Origin of the sequence: Streptomyces sp. DG2A-72, from assembly GCF_030499575.1 — a bacterium.
Taxonomy (GTDB): Bacteria; Actinomycetota; Actinomycetes; order Streptomycetales; family Streptomycetaceae; genus Streptomyces.
This window is the reverse complement of the sequence record NZ_JASTLC010000001.1, coordinates 7,216,490-7,237,656: the sequence shown is the minus strand read 5'-3', so window position 1 is coordinate 7,237,656 and position 21,167 is coordinate 7,216,490. Positions and strand designations below refer to the sequence as shown.

The following is a 21,167-nucleotide window of genomic DNA, read 5'->3' as shown; positions in this document are numbered from 1 at the left end:
CTGCTGAACGATTCGCTCTTCGGCGCGTCAACGCGGACTTGTGGGCTGCTCGTCCATCGGTCTTAACCCTGCTTCTGGCAGGGGGACTTCGCACATCACGGCCGTGATATCACTCGGGTGATCCAGCGGGATCATGCAGCACCGACAATCGGATTTGAGCCTGCTGGCTAAAGCTTCGACATCCCCAAGGAGGAATGAGCCCCCTGCCGTCGGATTGCAGGTAGCGGGCGAACGCGAGCCTCTACCGGAGGGCCTCACGGTCGACGAGCACTTGCTCCGGCCGCCGAAGATCGAGCGCCCATCAGCCTCTCAATGGAGCACGTATTCGCAATCGTGTACGGTTCTCTGAGTGCCTGTCAGGCCTCTAGGAGGAGGGACGTTGGATCTTCAGCATCAGACCGCGAACTTCGTCAACGCGTCCTGGTCAATGGTGGATCTGCGTGACCTGATCTACAACATGTTGGGCCTGCTCTCCGCGGAACTTGGCGAGAACGGGGGCATGGCAGGCGACGACGAGGCGGGCCGGGCGTTCGCCATCGTGTACATGGAGGCCGTGAAGACGGTTTTCGACAAGGCCGGATTCGCCCATCAGGTGATGGCCAACGGTGCGGGCGCGCTGCTCAAGTCGGCCGAGGCGTTCCTGAGGCAGGAAAGCAAGATCGCGGCAGAGCTTCTCGGCCAGAGCCCTCAAGGTCTGGAAATCGGTGCGCAACCGTCGGGCCTTGACTGCACCCCACGCGCCAGTCACCAGGCCGAAGACCTCCCCGAGGTGATCGGCGAGACCAGCGGCGTTGACCAGTACCTTTTCAACGAGCGTTTCCTCGGGCAACCAGGCAAGCTCCGGACCGTGGCCCTGACCTGGCGGCACGCAGCCAAGATCCTTGAAGACGCGTACTGGGACTCCGAGACCGCGTGGAAGAAGGCCACCCTCGACGAGGTCGGTCAGACCGCCGACGCGGTCGAGGGGTTCTTCAGGAAGTTCGTCGGTAAGCACCCGCCACCCAGTGCGGTGAGCGAGGACGAGACCCTCATGGCAAACCTGCCGACCGCCTGCAGGATGATCGCCAACGCCTGCGACGCCTACGCCGATCACATAGAGACCGCCAAGCAGCGGCTGCCCTACGAGGAGACGTCCCCCACCGGTGAGGTCCTCTGGCCGTGGGAGCAGCCGCGGTTCGGAGGGGACGGTCATGACGGTGGTCTGCACGAACTTGTCGCGAACGACATGCGGATCAACGCGCTCGGGAACATCCCGCCCGCTTTGGACAGCTCCAAGGCTCGGGTGAAGATGCCGCGGCCGGACAACGACAGCCCCGTGCCCGGGCTGCCCTCGTTCCTGGCGCCGATCATCCGCCTTCCCACCCTGGTCCCGGTCGCCTACCGTCCGGCCAACGGCCCACGTGTCCAGCCGGTACCTCCGGAGACACCACCTGACCCGCGCTTCCCGCCGCTCACGCCCGGCGGGCGGAAGAACTTCCAGACTTGGCTGAACTCCCTCCGGCAGGGCGGCTTCTCCGGTGGCAAGCCCGTTGAGATCGCCTATCAGAAGCGCGTGGCCGGCTATCCCGAGTACGAAGTCCACATCCCGCCCGGGATCAGTCCCGGAAACACGCTGATGGTGGATGGGTTCCGCGACGTCGACGGGATGGCCGTCGAGGCGAAGTACGTCAACAAGCCGGACCAGCGTTGCTACCGCTCCCTGGAAGATCTCCGCAAGAACCATGACAACGGTGACAGACATTTCCTCTACGACAAGGACCGACGGGAGCTCCGCAAGTACGCGTCCGCGCTCAATGACCCGCGGAACACGGAGATGCGAGGCGTCGAAACCGTCACCAACAACCAGGATGCAGTCCAGTACTGGCGCATCATGATGGCCGCCTACGGAGTCCAGGGCCACGCCCGCTACGTTCCCTGACCACCGCTAGTACTCCGCCGCATAGGAAGCATCCCGCCACGATGGAACCGGAAGAGATCGCAGAACTCCGCACCATGTACGTCTTCACGTCGCCGGAGGGCGAGAGCTGGGGCCTGACGTACGAGGGCCTGGAAGCGAAGCTGCGAGAGCGGAACCCCGACGAGTTCATCGGTATCGACGACGGCTCCGACGGGCCGGTCAGAGGCTCGTCGATGCATTTCGGCTTCACCCTTGACGATGAGCAGCTGGAGGGCATGGCCCTGCTGTCGCCCGAGGGTGTGGCCGTGCTGGACTGCAACGCCCACTTGGCGGCCGAGTTCGCTCGGTGGCTCAGGAACAACGTGGTGCCGACCGGCATGGAGGTCATGTTCAACACTGAGTGGGGTCTGGAGGCCGGCTTGCGGCCGACGCCCGTTCCTGACGCACCTCCGCCGCGAATCGTTGCCGCCTTTGTGGCGCACGTCGAGGAGACCGGGGGCCTCGACTGATCGCATGGCGCATGGGAGAGCGCAGGGGCCCTCACTGCTGCCGCCACCGCTTCGATACGATGTGGCCGGGCAGCGGGCGGCGCCCAGTGGCCCTCCCCTTGGGTCGTGCAGTCAGGGGAGAAACCCGAGTGCAACAGCTTGGCCGTGAACGCCGCTGCATCCTGAGCAGTGTTCCGACGTCGGGCAATGGCAAGCAACGCAGTGGGCCAGCGATCTGCTGACGTGCTGGACAACGAGCGACTCTGCGGGGATCAGGCTCATGGATGCTCCAGAGCCCCCTCGAAGGATCCCCGCCCCGGATCCCTCGCCCCGGCCCCTGCACTTTCTGGCTGACGTTCTTCCGACAGATGGGCGTGATCGCCAATACAGTCCACGCTGTGGCGGGGAACTGTCCTCGCCCGATCATGGAGGGCGAGAGTTAGTGATCTCAACGCAGGTCTGGGCCGACGCTCGGCGGCTGTGGGACTTCCAGCAGATGGGCCACGAGCTGCACTCCTGCTCCGTGGCGATGGGACTCGGCAGCCACGACCTCGGAGTGGCCGACACCACCGCAGACCTGTACCACCGCGGCATGGCACCGCTCATCGTCTTCACGGGAGCAACCAGCCGTACGACGCGAGAGCGGATGCCCCGTGGTGAAGCCGAACACTATCGAGACCGCGCGGTGGCTCTTGGGGTCCCTGAGAGCGACATCATCGTCGAACCCAAGGCCCGGAACACAGGCGAGAACATCCGCTTCTCCCACGCTCTGCTCGAAGAACAGCGTGTTCCCGTCTCGTCGGTTCTGCTGGTCAGCAAGCCATACGAGGAGCGACGGGCCTACGCAACGGCGCGAATGCTCTGGCCGGATGTCGAATGGGTGAGCGCCTCCACGCCCATGACGCTGACCGAGTACGTCGATTCGATCCAGGACGCCCGTCTAGTCATCGACATGCTGGTGGGGGCCCAACATCGGCTCATGGTGTATCCACGGCAAGGGTTCATGATCGAGCAGGCGATTCCCGGCGACGTGGCGGGGGCTTTCGAACGGTTGCGCAGCGACGGCTTCACGAGCCGACTCGTGCCGGAAGATGCGGATCGGTCCTGAGTGCCGGTCCACCTCGCGGCAGAGGAAACCGCACCCGACGGCAGGCTACGGTCGATCTATGTCTGTAGGTAGGAGAATCGTGATTGTCGGTGGAGGCGTCTCTGGTCTGACCACAGGTGTTGCCCTCCTCAATGCAGGGCTGCCCGTACGCCTGGTGGCGGCCGAGGTCCCGGGTCCTACGTCCCTCGCTGCTGGGGCAATGTGGGGGCCGTACCTTGTCGAACCGTGGGCGCGAGTACGCGAGTGGAGTCTCACCTCCCTCGGCGAATTCCGAAGCCTCGCAGGCGACCCCACGACGGGCGTGCGCCTGGTCAGCGGGATCGAGGCAGCCCGCAACCTCACGCAAGCGCCCGAATGGAGCACACTGCTGCCTGACTTCCGCATGTGCGAACCGGACGAGTTGCCCGCCGGTTTCGCAAGCGGCTACCGGTTCACAGTGCCTCTCATCGACATGCCGGTCTACCTGCAGTACCTGCTCCGCCGCTTCAAGAAGGCCGGAGGGACAGTGCAGCACACGACGGTCGGTTCACTGGACGGGGTCGAAGATGCATACGTGATCGTTAACTGTGCCGGCCTGGCAGGCGGAGAACTCTCCGGGGATCCCGATGTCCGACCGATCCGGGGTCAGCACGTGGTCGTGGAGAACCCCGGCATCACGGAGTTCTTCTCCGAGGACACGGGGTTGTCGCCTGACCTGATGTGCTTCTATCCGCACGGCAAGACCGTGGTCCTCGGTGGTACGGCAATCGATCACGATGGGAGCTTCCACGTCGACGCTACTGCGGCCAGAGCGATTCTGGAGCGGTGTGCCGCGATCGAGCCTCGGCTCGCGGATGCCACGGTCCTTGAGCATCGGGTGGGAGTACGGCCCACGCGAGCCGAGGTGCGGGTCGGAGCCGAGCCCGGGGAGAACGGCGTTCCCCTGTTCCACAACTACGGGCATGGTGGCGCAGGCGTCACGTTGTCCTGGGGCTGCGCTGGCGAGATCGTTCGGTTGGTGAGTGCCACCTTGCGAGAGGCTCGGTAGACGCAGAGCGGGCCTATCAGGCTCTCGCCGTGTAGCAGTGGAGCGTCACGGTCTGGTGTGGGTCCCATTGTTGGTCGACGGTCGCGAGGAGTCGCCAGCCGGACCGCTCGTAGAGGGCTACCGCCGAGGTGTCGGAGGCAACGACGTCGAGCACCGGCTGGAGTTCACGAGAGCGCGCTTCGCTCAGGGCTCTGTCCAGTAGGGCGGCGCCCAGCCCGTGTCCCCGTGCTGCCGGACAGACGAAGAGTCGACTGATCACTGCGGTCCCGTCAGGGTCCTGGCCCTCGCGGGCACTCCAGAGGGCTGCCGCTGCATCGTGCTCCGTGCCTCGTGATAGACCGATGTGGCCGACGATCTGTCCGTTCTGCTCGGCAACCCAGGCGGCGAGTAGGGCGCGGCGGGTGAGCCAACTGTGCGGGTTGGCAGGCCAGTTCAGCGGGTATCCGTCCTGCTCATGAACGGCTGCGAGGACGAGGACGCATGCGTCGAGATCGCGGTCGAGCCGGCGCCGAATGCGGTGGTGAGATGCCGCTGGGAGACGTTCAGTCTCAGCCACTCTTGCCTCCTTTTCCGCACAGGCCCGCGCCGACGTCCTGGTTCACGAGAGTATGGGCACTGCACTCAGGTAGCCGCTCTGACCACGACATCCGATCACTGTCCGTGACAGAACTGGGTTGATGATGGCCACGAGCGCAAGGAGGGCACGGACAATTTGTCCGTAGGCATTTCGCCGTGAGCTCTTGACTTTCAAGCAAGCATACCGTCCAGAATGTGGCCGATTTGCGCCTTTGGGCCGCATTTCAATCAACTAGCCAACGGGTGTAAAACGCCCTGGGTATGCACCAAGGCGGCTTCAACTCCCCGTCGCAGGGCTGCCAGCTCTGTTAACACTTCGCGACCAGGGGCGCGAGTCAGAGCGTTTTCCGTACTCTGATCCAAGTGCTCCATCGCGAAGGGACAGATCAGCCGATGAGTGAAAACCTGACGCTGGGAGACCGTCTCCGTGTTGCACGCAGGACACGGAACCTGTCGACCGCTCAACTGGCGCAAAAGGTCGCCGTGTCCGCGAGCTACATACAGAAACTGGAGTCCGGTGCACGGAAGGCTTCACCCTCGCTGGTGCTGTCGCTCGCCAAGGCGCTGCACTTCGGCCCCGAGGTTCTGACCGGTCAGCCGTACTACGGCGAGCCGGAGGCGGAAGACCGCGTGCACGCTGTCATCCCGGAACTGCGTCGCCTCCTGCTGTGCTACGACAGCCCCGATGACTTGGACATCGCCCCCCGTGCGCTTCCCGTTCTCGCCTCCGAAGTCGACCAGGTTGCCGCCCTGCGCCGCGACGCGCGCTACGCCCCGATGGGCCCCTTGCTGCCCCCCATCATCACCGAGCTGACGCACGTGGCCCTCGGCGGCCGCAATGGGGGTCAGACCAAGGCGTTCTGGCATCTGGCCCGCGCCTACCGAGCCGTGAACTCGCTGGCTCACAAGATGGGCCACCACGACCTGTCAAACACGGCCCTGGAGCGGGTGCGGTGGGCGGCTGACCGCTCTGGGGACCCACTGTTGCAGTTCACAGCTGGCTATCTGGTGGCGGGCGCGATGCTTCGCCAGGGCGCCTACTCGTCCGCACGCCGCAAGCTTGTCGCACTGCGGACCGAGTTGGAGCGGCTACAGCCGGAACGCTCCTTCTCCGACGATGCGCTCGCCGTCGACGGTGCGCTGTTGCTGAAGCTGGCAGTACTTGAGGCCCGCGAGAACAATCCGGATCGCGCGGACTCGTACCTGCGCGAGGCGGAGCAGGTGGCCAGTTTGGCGGGCAACCGCGACTCGTTGGCGTACGAGATGTCGTTCGGTCCGACGAACATCCGCATCCACGAGGTACACACCTTGATCGACATGGGTGACACCGAGCAGGCGCTCGCCCGTCTCACCGAGTGGTCCCCCGTTTCTGCCGGCGAGTGGGCTCCGCCCGCCACGACCGTCGGCGAGCGGTCCAGTCACCACTTCATCGACGTAGCTTCCGCGAAGCTCGCCATGGGTGACCGGACCGGCGCGTTCGCCGATCTCAAGCAGGCGCGAAAGGTCGCGCCGAACCACACGCGGTTCCACCCCTCCGTCCGCGAGACGACTACGGCGTTGCTGAGGATCGACGCGCACCCCTCCAACGAGCTCTCAGCGTTCGGCAGTTGGACCGGCATTAGCACAACTTGATTTCCTGTCAAGGCCTTTGGGGAACGGACCCCGCGGACAATCTGTCCGCGCACAGAACTCGCTGAGTGGAATGGTCTCTTCACACGCAGTGGTGAGGAGGCCTTTTCCATGTCCGACGCCAATCGAGCAGCTCGTCCGCTCCCGCCGCGCTGGATGCCCATCGGCGAAGAGCCCGAGCTGTGCTCGGCGGGCGAGTGGTGGGACGCCGTCCGCGTCGTGGAAGCCGTAGGCCGGCGCGCGATCGAGATGCTCAACGAGGGCGACGAACCGGTCGGCCCGGTGATCCTGGATCACGAGGGCCCCGAGCCCCGCCTGTATTTCCTGGTCCCCGTGGGTACCGCAGCCCGCTGGGAGGAACCGGGAACGGTTGCGCTCGGGCAGACGTGCCACGTCGTTGTGCCGTCCGCTGACAGCACGGCATCTCCTGGGATGCACTGGCACGTCTTCCCCGGCGGGCCGCGCTTGCTGACTCGACCGGACGCCCTACGCCGCGCGCTGAGCAGAGCACGTAGGGAGCGGCAGGGCCCTGCGGAGGAACCCACCACTTGATGTCCTGCGTCCCGAGTCCGTCTCGTCTCTCGCCGGAGCTGTAGATGCCATTCGTTACTGGGCTCAACCTGTCGTGGAACGTGCGAGCGCAGACCGCGGGTGAAGGCCGCGCCTGCAGGCCAAGTCGCCTGCCGTCCGACCTGCGTACGTGGGTTTTGGCGTCATGATCGTCGACTCGAGGCACGTTCAGGGGCAGGTCCAACTGGACGCGCATTCTCGGGGCGATGATGCGATTCCGACTGACCATCGGGGGCGCAACTTGACCGCCCTCGCTGCCGATGCGCCAGCCAATCGTGAGCCCGCCGGTGAAGGCACCGCGACAAGGGAATCCAGGCATTGGGAATACACCCGCGTAGCCGATCGCACTGCAGAAGCAGATATAGAGTGCCTCGGCCGTCAGTGCCAAAGGTGTCAATGTGTCCTCAGTCGATATAACGAGGATACATATTGCAGTACTTGTTCACGCAGGGTGCGGCATCGGCCCGATCCTGTACCGAGTGTGCCGATCGCAGTATGGGAGCGTACTGATGTTCAAGAAGCCCTGTGCGCCCGCGACTTTGGCATGCTGTGCCACTTGGTTCGTGAGGCAAGCAGTCTGCGACAGAGCGACATGGCCGAGCTCACAGGGTTAAGCCAGGCCTTCTTATCGATGCTGGAGTCAGGTGCTCGACGGCTGACAAACATCGACAAGATCGTCGAACTGCTAGCCGGACTCGATGCTCCGGCAGAACTTACCGGCCCCATGCTCCGAATGCCAGGCTTGACGGACGAGCCTGATTGGTGGCAGGGCGCACGGTCGTCATAGCACGTTGGAATCTCCAGTGTCTATCGGCGGTTGTAACGCATGGCGCTCGGCCTCACCCATCCCGAGTACCACCATGGCCAATCTTCACGAGTGCCTCCGTGAATCCTCGCTGAGCTGGCTTCGATTCCGTCTCTTATCCCAGGGTCCGAGCAAACTGACGGTCGGCGCAGACGCCCTCCGCATCTCGGAACTGACTCAAACGTCCGCATCACCCCGGTGATATCACCCCCGATATGTGCGGCGGTTGAGCTCGACGAGCACTCTGGGGAGGTGCTCAACGCGTTATGTGAGCACGCCATTTGAAGGACGAACGCACAGCGGCTTCCGCGGAGTTGAAGCCGTGCTCAACCAAGGGACCACGTCTGGCGAAGGGCCGATGATGACCTTGACGCTCAACACCGAGCAGCCAATGAGCGCATCTCGACTGCTGTGCACCCTGACCGTCGAACCGATGGCTGCCAACGAGGCGCGTCGCCTTGCGCGTGGCCATGTCGACGGCCACCGGCCGGTTGATGACGAGGATGTCGTCGTTGAGGCGATCCATCAGGCCGGCGAAGTGCCGCTGAGGGATGGCGCCGAAGCCTCCGAGACCAGCTGGCGGCTGGCGTTGGTCACTGAACTCACTCGGAACTGGGGATGGACTCAGATCCCGGGCGGCAAGGCCGTGTGCGCGCTCAACTGTACGAAGTTTGACGGCCGTGCCGTCGCGGAGCCCCGACCAGCCGAACGCTGCTAAGCCCACCACTTCTTGTCACGTGCTGCCCGTAGTACAGCCATGCCGCCTATCGTCCTAATTACGAAAATTGAGGCACTATGAAAGTCTCTTTACCGGGGTGCGGCCCAGGCTCGGCCCCCTTCCGGCGCGCCGTCGTCACCGGCGGCTGTGGGTTCGTCGGCTCGCACCTGTGCGATCTGCTGCTCGACAGTGGTGTCGAGGTGGTGTGCGTCGACAACTTCCTCACGGGCACGGCGGACAACGTCGTGCACCGTCAGCCGGACGATCGGTTCGAGTTACTGGTTCACGACGTCACGGATCCGATCTCGATACCAGGGAAGGTCGACCTCGTACTCCACCTTGCCTCGCCGGCCTCCCCGCTGGACTACCTGCGTTTGCCGGTCGAGACGCTGCAGGCCGGTTCCGTCGGAACCTTCAGCGCGCTGGAACTGGCTCGGGAGAAGCAGGCCCGCTTCGTGCTCGCATCCACCTCTGAGGTCTACGGCGACCCGCTGCAGCACCCGCAGCGGGAGTCGTACTGGGGCAACGTCAATCCGGTGGGGCCGCGCAGCGTGTACGACGAGGCCAAGCGCTTCGCGGAGGCGGCCACCACTGCCTACCGCGCCAAGCACGGTGTCGACACCGCAATCGTGCGGATCTTCAACACGTTCGGGCCGCGGATGCGCGCGGAGGACGGACGAGCGGTTCCGACCTTCATCCGCCAGGCGCTGGCTGGTGAGCCGCTTACCGTCACCGGCGACGGATCGCAGACGCGGTCGCTGTGCTACGTCGACGACACCGTCCGCGCCATCCTCGCCGTCGCCGCCAGCAGCCATCCTGGCCCGGTCAACCTGGGCAATCCCGCCGAGACCACGGTCCTGGAGCTCGCGCGCCTGGTGCGGGAACTGAGTCGGTCCGCCGCGCCGATCGAGTTCATCGACCGGCCGGCCGACGACCCGGGGCGTCGCAGGCCCGACATAACCCTCGCCTGGGAGCAGTTCGGCTGGAAGCCGGAGACCGATCCCCGCAAGGGACTGAGCGCCACCATCGACTGGTTCACCACGCAGCTCGACGACACCGCAGCGAGGGAACGATGACGCGACACGCACGGCGACAGACAGAGACCGCAGAGGCGCCGTTACAGACGCACCTACCTGATGACGGGCTCCAAGGCTTCCGAACGGACGGCTACGCCGTCTTGCCCCAGAGGATCGCGGAGGGCGCGCTCGAGGCTCTCCGGGCCGAGGCTGATGGCCTTATCCGGCGCTTCACCCAGGACGGGTTCCGTTCGGACGACTACTGGCACTTCACGCCCGCGGGCACGCACGCGCCCGTTCTCTACCGCATCCACAACCTGGAGAGCCAAGGCTCCCCGACGGCGGCACGCCTCTACGCCGACGAAGGCCCCCTGCACCCGATGGCCGCTTCCATCCTGGGCGTGCCCGTACGCGCCACTGCCTGCGCCATGATCGTCAAACTGCCGGGGGTGGCCGCCCCGGTGCCCTGGCACCGAGACCGGACCAATGTTCCGCCGCACACCGTGTGCAACCTGAGCGTCTTCCTCGACGACTCCGATGGGGGCAACGGATGCCTCGAATTCGTCCCCGGGTCCCACTTAACGTCCGGTGCGGAGGAGGCCGAGGCGCTCCAGGCGCAGGGCCCGGTCCGCGCTCTCCCGCTCGCGGCCGGCGACGTCGCCGTACACGACGTGCGCATCGCCCACGCCTCGCGCCGCAACACCTCCCCCCGGATCCGGCGCAGCATCGTCATCGAGTTCGCCCCCGCCGAGCTGGAGCTGCCGTGACCAGTCCCAACCCCACTGGCCAGAGCCCCAAGGTGCGGGTGGCGACTATCACGGTGGGCACCAACGAGCGCAGGTGGCTGGAGCCCTGTCTCGCAACACTCCTGGACAGCGACACCCCCGAGATCGACCTGACGGTCTGGTACATCGACAACGACTCCCACGACGGCAGCACGGCCTTCGTCGAGGACCGATTTCCCGACGTGCGGGTCATCCAGAACCAGAGCAACGTCGGCTTCGCCTGTGCCAACAACATCGGCATGCGGGCGGCGCTCGACGACGGCGCTGACTACGTGTTCCTCGTCAACCCGGACACCCAGACCCCGAAGTCGCTGGTGCGCGAGCTGGCCGAGTTCATGGAGACCTGGACCGACTACGGCGTCGTCGGTCCCATGCAGTACGAGTACGACGAGTCGGGCAGTACCGCTCTGGGCGCGTACAACGACTGGTCGAAAACCGCTCTGCGCTGGGGCGAGCAGCACGCCTTCGCCGGAGACTGGCCGAACCACCCCTCACCTGCCAGCTCGCCCTTCGGGCGGGCTCCGAACACCCTGGAGCACGCCTACGTCCAGGGGGCGGCCTTCTTCGTCCGCGCCGCGCTGCTGCGCACCGTCGGACTCTTCGACAAGGTCTTCCACACGTACTACGAGGAGACCGATCTGTGCCGTCGCACCCGCTGGGCCGGGTGGCGCGTCGCCCTCCTGCTCGACGTCGGGATACAGCACTTCGGCGGCGGAGGAACCACGGGTAGCAGCTACCGGCGCATCCAGATGCGGCGCAACCGCTACTACTACCTCCTCACCGACATCGACTGGCGTCCCCTGCCCATGCTGCGGTTGGCAGCCCGGTGGCTGAAGGACGATCTGCGCGGACGTGGCGTGGGCGGAGTTACCACCTGGTGGTGCGGGGCCTGGGAGACCACCGAGGCCGTGGGCTGGCTTGTGTGCCGGGCACGACTGATCCGGGCCCGGCGCCACGCCCACCGCCGGCTCGGCCCACAGGCGGGCGGTCCCGCCCGCCCGCAGGCAGGGAGCGCGCGATGACCAGACCCCGGATTCTGTTCGCCGGCGTCTTCCACTGGAACGCGGGCTCCAGCCACATGATCGCCGAGTACAGCCGAGCCGCCTCGACTGCCGGATGCGAGATCGGCGTCTCCAGCCAACTGTCGCGCCTGGATGGCACGGTGAACGTCCACCTGCCGCTCGTGGACGACATCACCTGGGCCACCCACCTCGTCCTCGTATTCGAGAGCAGGCAGTTCCTCTCGACCCAACAGCGTGAACTGTGTGAGGCCGTGCCTCGCCAGCGACGCATCATCCTCGACCCCGACGGCCACTGGGGCCCGTACGTCACCGCCGGCGTGGATGACAACGCGGGCGCGGACACCATCGAGTCCTGGCACAAGCTGTATGCCGACCTCAGCGATCTGATCCTGCAGCCACGCCTGAACGAACAACTCCCCGACGGAGCCGATTTCTTCAGCTACTTCGGAATGCCGGACATCCACCGGCTCGCCACCGACCTCCCACACCCGCAGGCACTGCCGTACCAGTTGCAGTACGTCGGCGCGAACTGGTGGCGCTGGAACGAGATGACCAACCTAATCCGAGCCGCTGCCGCCGCCCAGCCGCCAATCGGGCGCATCCGGGTGTGCGGACGCTGGTGGACCGGCGATCCGCACCCCGGCCATGTGACCGCCACCGCGAACGAGCCCGGCTGGATGCAGGATCACGGCGTCGAGGTGGCGCCGCCCGTTCCGTTCGGGCACGTGGTCTCCGCCATGTCCCAGGCGGCGATCACGCCGGTGCTTGTCCGACCGCTGCTCGCGCAGATGGAACTGCTGACCCCCCGGATGTTCGAAACCCTGGCCTCGGGCAGCATTCCCGCGCTCTGGCCGGACCTGGGCTACCTCTCCGCGCTCTACGGCAACGACGTGGAGCTGTTCCTGCTCGACGATGATCCGGCTGATGCCCTCGCCCGAATGATGCGCGAGCCAGCCCGATATCGCGAGCGCCTGGCGACCATCCAGCGTCGAGTCCACGAGCGCTTCAGCTATCACGCCGTTCTGGCCGAACTCATGCGGTTCACCCGATGACCCTTGCGAGGTCCGCTGTGTCCAACGTCCTGATCACCGGCATCACCAGTTGCGAGAGCCGAGGCGTCGAGGCCCTGGCCCGCGCCATCGCCGAGCAACTGAACACCGAAGGAGGCAACAAGGTCACCGTCCTTACCCAGACCCCGGTGCTCGACGCGGAAGCCCTCGCCCCCACTGGTGCCCTCTGTGTGGCCGATCCCTTCGTCGTCTCCCGCTCCTGGCAGCAGATGCGTCCTCAGGAGAGCCCTGCCGAACTGACCGCACGCCGCGAACAACTGCTCGCCGAAACCGACCTGGTCATCGCCACCGGGGGCGACCTGCACACCTCGGATTACGGGGTATCCACGCCGTACCTGCGTGCCCTCATCGCCGCGCAAGAGAGGGACATCCCGACGGTCATGATCGGCCAGTCCGTCGGCCCCTTCGACGACCCGGCCGACGCTGAGGCATGGCTCGCGGTCGCCAACCGGTGCCATCTGCTCACCGTCCGGGAGAGCGCCTCCCACGGCTACCTCGTGGGTAAGCTCGGCCTCCCCGAGCACCGTGTGCAACTGTCTTCCAACCCTGCCTTCCTCCTGCCGACAGCCACCGGCGAGCGGACATCGGCCGCGCTCAGTCCCCTGGGGCTAACTCCCGAAGACACCTACATATGCCTCGCACCCAGCCAGGGCATCACCCGCTTCAGCGCCGTGGAGGAGGCGCAGCACGCAACCGCACTGACACGACTGGCCATCTCCCTCGTCCGCACTCGGAAGATGCCGGTCGTCCTCGTGCCGCACTGCCACGACTCCCGGTCCCACAACGACGACCGGATCCTCGCCGCCCGCATCGCCGAGGCCGCCGGCATGCCCCAGGTCATGGCGCTGCCCGGCGTGCTGACGGCTTCCGACTACAAGGGCGTGCTCTCCCACGCCGAACTCGTCATCTCCGAACGCCTGCACGCCGCGATCGGCGCACTGTCCAGCGGCGTCCCGGCGATCGCGATCGGCCACTCGCACAAGTTCAACGGGGTGCTCGCCGAAACCTACGGCGAGACCGTCGACGTCGACGACATCCACGCAGACGTCCGGGCCTTCGTCCAGGACGCCACCGTCATCGACCGGCTCGTCAACGACACCGACGCGGCCGGGCTGCGTGCCACTCTGCGGCAACGCCTCCCGCTGATCATGGAACGGGCCCGTGGCGATTTCGCGCAGATCAACGGGCTCCTCGGAGCCTGAGCCCTCCAGCCCCGCAACACGGTCGGCCGATCGCACCGCATCTCGCACGACCTGCTGCGGCCCGCTTTGGGGCCGCAGCGCGACCCCACTCACGCAAGGGAGACACACATGCCCACGCATCTGGTGACCGGCGGCGCCGGTTTCATCGGGTCCCACCTCGTCGCAGCCCTGATCGAGCGCGGCGATGAGGTCGTCGTCCTGGACAACCTCGACGGCGGCAAGACCGAGAACGTGCCCGACGGCGCGACCCTCGTCGTCGGCTCGGTCGCCGACCAAGCCGCTGTCGCCGATGTCTTCGCCTCGTACCGCTTCGACGGCGTCTACCACCTGGCCGCCTTCGCGGCCGAAGGCATCAGTCACGCCGTCAAGCACCATAACTACTCCGTCAACCTGCTCGGCAGCATCAACCTGATCAACGCCTCGCTGGCCGCCGAGGTCAGGTTATTCGGCTTCGCCTCGTCGGTCGCCGTGTACGGCCACGGACACGTCCCCATGCGCGAGGACGAGCAGCCCATCCCCGCCGACAGCTACGGCAACGCGAAACTCACCGTGGAGCGCGAACTCGCCGTCACCATGAAGCTGCAGGGCATGCCGTACTTCGCCCTGCGCATGCACAACGTCTACGGTGAGCGGCAGAGCATGGGCGACCCCTACCGCAACGCCGTTGCCATCTTCCTCAACCAGATCATGCGCGGCGAACCGATCAGCGTGTACGGCGACGGCAGCCAGATCCGGGCCTTCACCTACGCCCCGGACATCGTCGGCACCTTCCTCGCCGCGGCCGGCCAGCCGGCCGCCTGGGGCCAGGTCTTCAACGTCGGCTCCTCGCAGACCACCACCGTGCTGGAGATGGCACACGCCGCGCGCACCGCGATGGGCGTCCCCGACCACCCGATCAAGCACCTGGCGACCCGCGACGAAGTCCACGCCGCGTACACCGACAACAGCCTCGCCCGTAGGACGCTCGGCGACTGGACCGACACCCCGCTCGCAGACGGACTGCGACGCACCGCAACCTGGGCCCGCGAGCACGGACCCGTGGAGCCCACGAGCACACTCAGCATCGAGAACGACACCGCGGAGAAGCCCGAGTGGTTCACCTGGGCCGCTGGTCGGGCGGCCACGGCATGACCGGCCGCACCCTCGCCGTCGACGTCGGCGGCATCCTCTACTACGACGAGCCGTTCGACCTCGCCTGGCTCCAGGGCGTCTGGGAGCTCGCGCAGGCGGACAACCCCGCCCTCACCATGGACTCTTTCCTCCATGCGATGCGCAACTTCTACCAGGACCGCGCGCCCGGAACACCCCCGCCCAGCCTCTTCCCGCCCAACGGCACGAAGAGTTGGCAGCGCATCCGCGAACGCTGGACCTCGCTCATCCAGCCCATTCCGGGAGCCGTCGACGCGCTCAGCGACCTCGCCAGGGAGTACCAGGTGTGCATCGTCGCCAACCAGCCCCCGGAATGCCTCGCCGCCCTGCGTGTTCTCGGCATCGAGCAACGGGTCCAACTCGTCGCACTCGACTCCCTTGTCGGCTACGCCAAACCCGACCCCCGCCTCTTCAAGTGGGCCCTGGACCGGCTGGGCTGGAAGCCGGAGCACACCACGGTTGTCGGCGACCGGACCGACCACGACGCTGCTCCGGCACTCGCTCTCGGCTGCTCGGTGGCGATCATCAACCTCGACAGCGGATGGAGCGCGCCTGCCGGGGTCGATCCCGAGATCGTGACCACCTATCGCGAACTGAAGGCCCGGCGCGGCCACACAACCGAGGGGAGCACGGGTTACTGGGCCATCGCCGCCCTCGGGGACCTGGCCGACGTGCTGCTGGCGATCGGCTGCAAAGAGCGCAGCCCACAGCCGAGCCAGGAGGTGCGTCCGTGACCCTCGGCGCCGACCTGCCCCTCACCATCGCCATCTGCAGCAACCGCCCCGACAGCCTGCCGGGAGCCGTCGTCCGTACCGCCGCGGCGATGGGCGCCCGGGACCGCCTGCTGATCATCGCGGACATGCCCGCCCAGCACGTTCCCACACTGCCCACGAGCGCCTCGCCGCCTCCGTCACGCATCCGCGTCATCTGCAACGCGGGAAACCAGGGACTCGCCCACAGCCGCAACAAGGCCATGAAGGAAGCCACGACACGGCACCTCGTCTTCCTCGACGACGACATCGTCCCCACCGTCGAGGCTCTGACGCAGATACGGGCCGCTCTGACCGCCGGCGCACAGGTCACAGGGACGAGGATCTCCGCCCATCTTCAGGGGCACCGCCGCCCTTGGTTCCTCACTTCGGGACAGTTGCACTACCTCGGGTCCCACGCTCCATCCCGGCCGGCGTCAATCTGGGGCGGCAGCTTCGCCATCGACTCCGAGCACGCCCGCTTGCTCGGAGTCGGCTTCGACGAACGCCTCGGCCGGATCGGCAGCTCCCTCACCTCCGCCGAGGACACCACCTTTGTGCGGGAGATGATCGCGCGCGGCGCCACCGCGACGATCCTGCACGACGCCGAGGTCCAACACCTGATCCCCGCTCACCGGTTGACCTTGTCCTACCTGCTGCGCCGCGCCTTCTGGCAGGGGCGCAGCGAAGCACGGCGCGACGACGCGCGGCGAGGCATCGGGAAGGAATGGAACCGCAACCGCTCAGGAGACGGCGCTCGCCCAGTACTGACCGCCCTCGCCCTGTTCTACACCTCCAGCGTTCTCCTCGGAGTCTGCTGGGAGGCCATCACGCGGAGCCGGGCCAGCGCCACCGATGCCGAGACCGGGAGTGACCGATGAAGGTGGCCATGGTGATTCCGCCGCACCGCTACGGAGCCGACCCCAGCCAATGGATCACTGTGCCACCCCAGGGCTACGGCGGGATCCAGTGGGTCGTCGCCACGCTCATGGACGGACTGCTGGCGGCCGGTTGCGAGATCCTGCTCCTCGGAGCGCCGGGAAGCCCCGTCCAGGAGGGTGTCACGGTGTCTGCTGCTGTCGAGACGGCCGACATCCACGAGGCCATCGAGACGTTCGGCCCGGACATCATCCACGACCACTCAAACAACGACGCACTGCCGGCCTGCGATCTCAGGCCAACGGTGAGCACACACCACCTCAACGGCGTGCCTGAGCGCCAGATCAACGGCATCTACCTCTCCCGCGCACAACGTACCGCCGCGGGGTCCCTATCCGCCCCCGTGATCCGGTTGCCGGTCAACCCTTCGCGATATCCATTCCAAGAGGCGAAGGACGACTACTTCCTCTTCCTGGGCCGAGTCTCCGTACACAAGGGCGTGCGCGAAGCGGCAGCGTTCGCGCACGCCGCCGGCGTACCGCTGACGGTCGCCGGACCGGCCTGGGAGAAGGACTACCTGGACGCCCTGCTGGCCGACTTCCCGAACACCGTCCACTACATAGGCGAAGTCGGCGGTGACACGCGTACCCGACTCATCGCACGCGCCCGAGCGCAACTCGTGCTGTCCCAGCCGTGGGGAGGACCGTTCGGCGGACGATGGATCGAGCCCGGCGCCACCGTGGTCTCGGAGGCCGCAGCCAGCGGCACCCCGGTGATCGCCAGCGACAACGGATGCCTGCCCGAGATCGTCCCCGGCGTCGGGACGGTGCTGCCGGTCGGGCGGGAGATCACACCCAGTGACGCGAAGCGCGTGTTGGCATCACTACCCAAGGCTCAGTCCGTGCGCGAAACAGCGGTGGACCGATGGGGCCACCACACCATCGCCCGCCAGTACCTGTTGGTCTACAGGAGAGCGGTAAGCGGCGAGGTCTGGAGGTGAACTCGGCAGGTCACGTCGTGCGCTGCTTCGCCAGACGCTGGCGGCGCGCCTCGTAGAGGACGACGGAGGCGGCGTTCGACGCGTTCAGGGAGCTGGCCGAGCCCGTCATCGGAATGCTGACTACGTGGTCGCAGACCTCACGCCAGGCCGCGCTGAGGCCCGCGGTCTCATTGCCGATGAGCAGCAGGACGGGCTGGGCCAGGTCGAACTCCGAGACGTCGGCGTCACCGTCCTCGTCCGTGCCGACGACGGCCACCGGTCGGCCCTGAGCGCGCTCCTTCTCCAGCCACTCCATGACCTCGTGGTGCGACTGGCTGCGCACCACGGGCATGGCGAAGAAGGATCCCGTGGAGGCACGTACCGACTTGGGATCGTAGGGGTCCGCCGCGTGCCCCGTCACGATGAGCCCGTCGGCGCCGAAGGCGTCGGCCGACCGCACGATGCTTCCGATGTTGCCAGGCTGCGTCGGCCGGTCGAAGACCAGACCGAGGAAGTCGTCGCGAACCTTGATCCGCGACAGGCTGTCCGGCGCCATCTCGACCACCGCCAGGACCTCCGCAGCCCCGTCGGCCTTCTCGCTGAGTTCGGCGAGCAGTTGCGGTGCCATCGCGACGCGCTCGGTACCGACACCGCGGAGGAGATCCTCGGCCCATCGGGAGAGCGGGCGGCTGGCGTCGTAGAGCAGGGAACGAACGGTCCAGCCGTGCTCCACGGCCATCGTGATCGGCCGTACGCCCTGGACCAGGAACTCCTTGGCACGGCCTCGCTTGGTGCGGTTATTTAGCAGCGTCTGCAGCTGCTGGAAACGGGCATTGCGGGTCGTGATCCGCTGCACTGCCACCCGTCCTCCAAACCGAAGTTGATTGTTGCGAACCCGGTCGTCCCAGGTGGAACACGGCGACGGGCACCCAGCAGGTTACACGGATCTGGATCGTGACTGAACGTGTTCGCCTGGTCGCGCCAAACGAGTGTGCCATTCAGTGGCAGAGCACGCGAGGTCGTCCTGTTGGCAGCCGCTACAGCTGTGCTGGGAACAGGCAGCTGGCTTCCGGCGCAGTCATGGAGTCCTCACGCCGCAGCCCATTTTGCTCGGGTGTCCATGTTCCTGAGCGTCTCGATGCGATAAGACAGCTGCTCCGCAGCAGCGGTGTCCCCACGATCCGCACGCCGAATGAAGGAGCCGAGTGTATGTAGGTCCCGAATGCCACACAGGACCGGAAGACCAGGCCAACGCCGGATGTCGTAGCCGTACCGAAAGCTGAAGTCATCCAGCTCTGCGGAGGTGCGACCGAAGCGCACTCCTTGAAAGGTGTTGGCCAAGTCAATCTCTCGCGGGCCGGACGCCGCCTCATCCCAGTCTCCAAGCCTGACGTCCTGCTCGTCCCAGAGCGTGTTGCCCGGATAGGCGTCGCCGTGGATGTGCCCGTGCCCCAAGGGGAAATCGAGCTCTCCGTAAGCGTGGAGGAGTTCTTGCCCGCTCTCCATGAGCCACGCCCGTTGGTTCGGTGCCAGGTAGGTGCTGGATTCCACGGCGGTCTTGAGCGAGGCAAGCGGTTGGTACCTCGGCAGTGTCACCGGCGGCGACGGTAGAGAATGCAGAGTTCTCAGTAGATCGCCCAACCCTCCAGCCGGAGGCGCCCCGTGTTCGGGTTGCGGGTAGTGCCGCCAGAACGTGACGACGTACGGCTCGTATGCCACCGGCTGGGACACGTCGACGGGCTCCGTCGCCGGAAAGCCGTTCGCGACGAGCCAGCGCGTGAGAGAGACGGCCGTGGTCAGGCGCCGCTGCTGCGAGACGGGACTGACGCGGACCACAACTCCCTCTGCAGCAAGAAGGAACACGGAGGTGGCGTGGTGGTGAAGCGGGACGAGGGAGTGGTCTGTCAGACCTGACGCCCGGCAGGCCATGCGGGCGGCGGACTCGGGAGAGACCGTCATTGTCATGAGGTGAGGGCCTTCGCTCTCGTGTCGATCACCTGATAGCCGCGAGTGGCGTCGGCGATCTCGCGAACAACCCGGCTCCGGGCGAACCGTGGTTCTTCGAGAAGCCTAGCTACTCCCTGCACGGCGTCGCCGAGCTGTCGGATACGACGGTCGACCGGCAGTTCCAGTATGGGCTGGAGTTGCTCGCCAGCTCCCTCGATCTCCCCAGCGGCGATGCGCGCGGTGACGATGTCGAGGCGCGCCAGTGCTTCGTCGCCGTACGACCGCTGCTCCTTCGGGCCCATCTCGTACAGATCGATCGCTGCGGCGGCGTGCTGCTCGGCCCTCTCGTGTTCGCCGAGGAGGGCGTACGTTCCGCCGATGTAGTACTCCTGCTTGGCTTCCGGGAAGGTGAGCAACCCTCCGAATCTGGTGAGTCCGTTGGGGTCTGTCTGCTCCTCGCGGGCATGCTCAAGCTCCTTGAGCGCTGCCAGTGCCGTGTTCCGGTCTCCGATGCGTGCCGCGGCCCTGGCCCCGATCGCCGCGGTTCTGACCCGGGTCTCGCCGACGGGGGCGAACCGGATCGCCTGTTGTGTGTACTCGAGGGCCGTGTACCGGTGGGTTGACCACTCCGCGATCAGTGCGGCTGTGCCCTTGACCCATGCCCGGAGATCGTCGTGGTCGGCGTGCTCGGCGAGGGTCCCGGCCGTCTGTAGTTGGGCGACAGCGGCGTCCTGGTCGCCGAGATTCTGTGACGCGTGGGCGAGGAGCAGGCAACTCGTGCCGGCGAGGAGGTACAGCTCGCGGGTTTGGCCCGGGGGTTGGTGGCCGCTCAGCAGCGAGAAGAGTTGGTCTCTCGTCGACAGCAGGTCGTGGAAGAGCGGGTACAGCGGAGCGTGGACGTAGTCCGTCGCGATCCGGGTGATCCTGGATTCCAGCCCCTGAAGCTCGACGTCGCTCACGTTGCTCTTCGTGGCCACTTCCGCGAACTGCAGTGACTGGGCCGCAGCTTGTGTCGCGAGTTCGTAGAGGTCCGCTGCCTGCTCGCCGCTCGCGACCTGGAGATCGACGGCGGGTGGGCCTGGGTGCGGCAACGGCAGTGGCGTGAGAACTGCGTGATGCTCACGGAACGGTGGGGGGAGCAAGGCGTCAGGTGTTTCGATGCCGTTGAGGAACCTCGCGACCTTGTCGAGGTTCGTCAGCCGGCGCGTTCCTGCTTCGAGCATGGACAGGAAACCCTGGCTGAGCCCCGTCATGTGGGCCATGTCCTCCTGGCGGAGCTTCGCCCGCTCGCGGATGAGACGGCTCGCCCGCCCGAAGTCCCAGGCGGCGAGTGCAGCCTGAACTTCCGGATCGTGCCAGACCGTGTCCGGAACGCGGTGTTGAAGGCGGATGTCGAGACGTCTGTCGCGTGCGCACGTGGCACACCGGTCTTCGTCGTTGTACTGGCTTAAGCGGCATCCGCAGTCAGCGCATACGCGAGCGTGCCTTGGCATCGCACCCCCGTTTCTCGTCTGCGCCCGACAGCGTAGGCGGGGGTATACGCGTGCCGGT

21 protein-coding genes are annotated in these 21,167 nt (G+C 66.4%); 17 read left to right on the top strand and 4 right to left on the bottom strand.

What is annotated here, in order from left to right:
- Positions 1-379 precede the first annotated feature (379 nt).
- The 4 genes from QQY66_RS34605 (at position 380) to QQY66_RS34590 (ending at position 4,520) form a co-directional block, all read left to right on the top strand.
- Positions 380-1,918 (top strand): restriction endonuclease fold toxin-2 domain-containing protein, encoded by a 1,539-nt coding sequence (locus QQY66_RS34605; protein WP_301984254.1) that lies wholly within the window; start codon positions 380-382, stop codon positions 1,916-1,918.
- 41 nt (positions 1,919-1,959) lie between these two features.
- Positions 1,960-2,406 carry a hypothetical protein gene (locus QQY66_RS34600; RefSeq protein WP_301984253.1) on the top strand — a complete coding sequence of 149 codons (447 nt, stop codon included), beginning with the start codon at positions 1,960-1,962 and terminating at the stop codon, positions 2,404-2,406.
- Positions 2,407-2,827: 421 nt separating this feature from the next.
- Positions 2,828-3,493, top strand: coding sequence for a YdcF family protein (locus QQY66_RS34595; RefSeq protein WP_301984252.1), 666 nt, complete (start codon positions 2,828-2,830; stop codon positions 3,491-3,493).
- Complete coding sequence (locus QQY66_RS34590; RefSeq protein WP_367667016.1) at positions 3,477-4,520, top strand: FAD-dependent oxidoreductase; 1,044 nt, start codon at positions 3,477-3,479, stop codon at positions 4,518-4,520. Before QQY66_RS34595 ends, QQY66_RS34590 begins: the two co-directional genes overlap by 17 nt.
- 16 nt (positions 4,521-4,536) lie before the next feature.
- On the opposite strand, the gene QQY66_RS34585 is transcribed toward QQY66_RS34590, so the two are convergent.
- Complete coding sequence (locus QQY66_RS34585; protein ID WP_301984251.1) at positions 4,537-5,076, bottom strand: GNAT family N-acetyltransferase; 540 nt, start codon at positions 5,074-5,076, stop codon at positions 4,537-4,539.
- A gap of 413 nt (positions 5,077-5,489) precedes the next feature.
- Between QQY66_RS34585 and QQY66_RS34580 the strand changes: the two genes are divergently transcribed.
- The 13 genes from QQY66_RS34580 (at position 5,490) to QQY66_RS34520 (ending at position 17,690) form a co-directional block, all read left to right on the top strand.
- Complete coding sequence (locus QQY66_RS34580) at positions 5,490-6,728, top strand: helix-turn-helix domain-containing protein (protein ID WP_301984250.1); 1,239 nt, start codon at positions 5,490-5,492, stop codon at positions 6,726-6,728.
- A gap of 108 nt (positions 6,729-6,836) precedes the next feature.
- Entirely contained in the window at positions 6,837-7,277 is a 441-nt protein-coding gene (locus QQY66_RS34575; RefSeq protein WP_301984249.1) for a hypothetical protein, read from the top strand.
- 163 nt (positions 7,278-7,440) lie between these two features.
- Positions 7,441-8,082: a helix-turn-helix domain-containing protein gene (locus QQY66_RS50540; protein ID WP_367667015.1), complete on the top strand. Its 642-nt coding sequence runs from the start codon at positions 7,441-7,443 to the stop codon at positions 8,080-8,082.
- A 286-nt stretch (positions 8,083-8,368) separates the two neighbouring features.
- Positions 8,369-8,818: a hypothetical protein gene (locus QQY66_RS34565; protein ID WP_301984248.1), complete on the top strand. Its 450-nt coding sequence runs from the start codon at positions 8,369-8,371 to the stop codon at positions 8,816-8,818.
- A gap of 77 nt (positions 8,819-8,895) precedes the next feature.
- Complete coding sequence (locus QQY66_RS34560; protein ID WP_301984247.1) at positions 8,896-9,894, top strand: UDP-glucuronic acid decarboxylase family protein; 999 nt, start codon at positions 8,896-8,898, stop codon at positions 9,892-9,894.
- The gene (locus QQY66_RS34555; RefSeq protein WP_301984246.1) at positions 9,891-10,601 is read left to right on the top strand and encodes a phytanoyl-CoA dioxygenase family protein; all 711 of its coding nucleotides are present in this window, start codon (positions 9,891-9,893) and stop codon (positions 10,599-10,601) included. The genes QQY66_RS34560 and QQY66_RS34555 overlap by 4 nt, the downstream gene beginning before the upstream one ends.
- Positions 10,598-11,641, top strand: coding sequence for a glycosyltransferase family 2 protein (locus QQY66_RS34550; RefSeq protein ID WP_301984245.1), 1,044 nt, complete (start codon positions 10,598-10,600; stop codon positions 11,639-11,641). The genes QQY66_RS34555 and QQY66_RS34550 overlap by 4 nt, the downstream gene beginning before the upstream one ends.
- A 56-nt stretch (positions 11,642-11,697) precedes the next feature.
- Positions 11,698-12,693: a glycosyltransferase gene (locus tag QQY66_RS34545; protein WP_301984244.1), complete on the top strand. Its 996-nt coding sequence runs from the start codon at positions 11,698-11,700 to the stop codon at positions 12,691-12,693.
- Complete coding sequence (locus QQY66_RS34540) at positions 12,690-13,913, top strand: polysaccharide pyruvyl transferase family protein (RefSeq protein ID WP_301984242.1); 1,224 nt, start codon at positions 12,690-12,692, stop codon at positions 13,911-13,913. The genes QQY66_RS34545 and QQY66_RS34540 overlap by 4 nt, the downstream gene beginning before the upstream one ends.
- A 108-nt stretch (positions 13,914-14,021) precedes the next feature.
- Positions 14,022-15,044: an NAD(P)-dependent oxidoreductase gene (locus QQY66_RS34535; protein ID WP_301984241.1), complete on the top strand. Its 1,023-nt coding sequence runs from the start codon at positions 14,022-14,024 to the stop codon at positions 15,042-15,044.
- Complete coding sequence (locus tag QQY66_RS34530) at positions 15,005-15,796, top strand: HAD family hydrolase (RefSeq protein WP_301984240.1); 792 nt, start codon at positions 15,005-15,007, stop codon at positions 15,794-15,796. The genes QQY66_RS34535 and QQY66_RS34530 overlap by 40 nt, the downstream gene beginning before the upstream one ends.
- A complete protein-coding gene (locus QQY66_RS34525; protein WP_301984239.1) occupies positions 15,793-16,692 on the top strand; it encodes a glycosyltransferase family 2 protein in 900 nt (299 codons plus the stop codon). Before QQY66_RS34530 ends, QQY66_RS34525 begins: the two co-directional genes overlap by 4 nt.
- A complete protein-coding gene (locus QQY66_RS34520) occupies positions 16,689-17,690 on the top strand; it encodes a glycosyltransferase (RefSeq protein WP_301984238.1) in 1,002 nt (333 codons plus the stop codon). The genes QQY66_RS34525 and QQY66_RS34520 overlap by 4 nt, the downstream gene beginning before the upstream one ends.
- A gap of 10 nt (positions 17,691-17,700) precedes the next feature.
- On the opposite strand, the gene QQY66_RS34515 is transcribed toward QQY66_RS34520, so the two are convergent.
- The 3 genes from QQY66_RS34515 to QQY66_RS34505 all read right to left on the bottom strand — a co-directional run bounded on the left by QQY66_RS34515 (position 17,701) and on the right by QQY66_RS34505 (position 21,109).
- Positions 17,701-18,531 (bottom strand): RNA methyltransferase, encoded by an 831-nt coding sequence (locus QQY66_RS34515; protein WP_301984237.1) that lies wholly within the window; start codon positions 18,529-18,531, stop codon positions 17,701-17,703.
- Positions 18,532-18,758: 227 nt separating this feature from the next.
- The gene (locus QQY66_RS34510; RefSeq protein WP_301984236.1) at positions 18,759-19,634 is read right to left on the bottom strand and encodes a phosphotransferase family protein; all 876 of its coding nucleotides are present in this window, start codon (positions 19,632-19,634) and stop codon (positions 18,759-18,761) included.
- Positions 19,631-21,109 carry a helix-turn-helix domain-containing protein gene (locus QQY66_RS34505; protein ID WP_301984235.1) on the bottom strand — a complete coding sequence of 493 codons (1,479 nt, stop codon included), beginning with the start codon at positions 21,107-21,109 and terminating at the stop codon, positions 19,631-19,633. Before QQY66_RS34505 ends, QQY66_RS34510 begins: the two co-directional genes overlap by 4 nt.
- Positions 21,110-21,167: the final 58 nt, after the last annotated feature.

Excerpts from the sequence above, each read along its gene's own strand:
- QQY66_RS34505 (WP_301984235.1), bottom strand. The coding sequence starts at position 21,109 with ATGCCAAGGCACGCTCGCGTATGCGCTGACTGCGGATGCCGCTTAAGC.
- QQY66_RS34545 (WP_301984244.1), top strand. The coding sequence starts at position 11,698 with ATGATCGCCGAGTACAGCCGAGCCGCCTCGACTGCCGGATGCGAGATC.
- QQY66_RS34560 (WP_301984247.1), top strand. The coding sequence starts at position 8,896 with ATGAAAGTCTCTTTACCGGGGTGCGGCCCAGGCTCGGCCCCCTTCCGG.
- QQY66_RS34510 (WP_301984236.1), bottom strand. The coding sequence starts at position 19,634 with ATGACAATGACGGTCTCTCCCGAGTCCGCCGCCCGCATGGCCTGCCGG.
- QQY66_RS34575 (WP_301984249.1), top strand. The coding sequence starts at position 6,837 with ATGTCCGACGCCAATCGAGCAGCTCGTCCGCTCCCGCCGCGCTGGATG.
- QQY66_RS34535 (WP_301984241.1), top strand. The coding sequence starts at position 14,022 with ATGCCCACGCATCTGGTGACCGGCGGCGCCGGTTTCATCGGGTCCCAC.
- QQY66_RS34540 (WP_301984242.1), top strand. The coding sequence starts at position 12,690 with ATGACCCTTGCGAGGTCCGCTGTGTCCAACGTCCTGATCACCGGCATC.
- QQY66_RS34520 (WP_301984238.1), top strand. The coding sequence starts at position 16,689 with ATGAAGGTGGCCATGGTGATTCCGCCGCACCGCTACGGAGCCGACCCC.
- QQY66_RS34580 (WP_301984250.1), top strand. The coding sequence starts at position 5,490 with ATGAGTGAAAACCTGACGCTGGGAGACCGTCTCCGTGTTGCACGCAGG.
- QQY66_RS34555 (WP_301984246.1), top strand. The coding sequence starts at position 9,891 with ATGACGCGACACGCACGGCGACAGACAGAGACCGCAGAGGCGCCGTTA.
- QQY66_RS34600 (WP_301984253.1), top strand. The coding sequence starts at position 1,960 with ATGGAACCGGAAGAGATCGCAGAACTCCGCACCATGTACGTCTTCACG.
- QQY66_RS50540 (WP_367667015.1), top strand. The coding sequence starts at position 7,441 with ATGATCGTCGACTCGAGGCACGTTCAGGGGCAGGTCCAACTGGACGCG.
- QQY66_RS34590 (WP_367667016.1), top strand. The coding sequence starts at position 3,477 with ATGCGGATCGGTCCTGAGTGCCGGTCCACCTCGCGGCAGAGGAAACCG.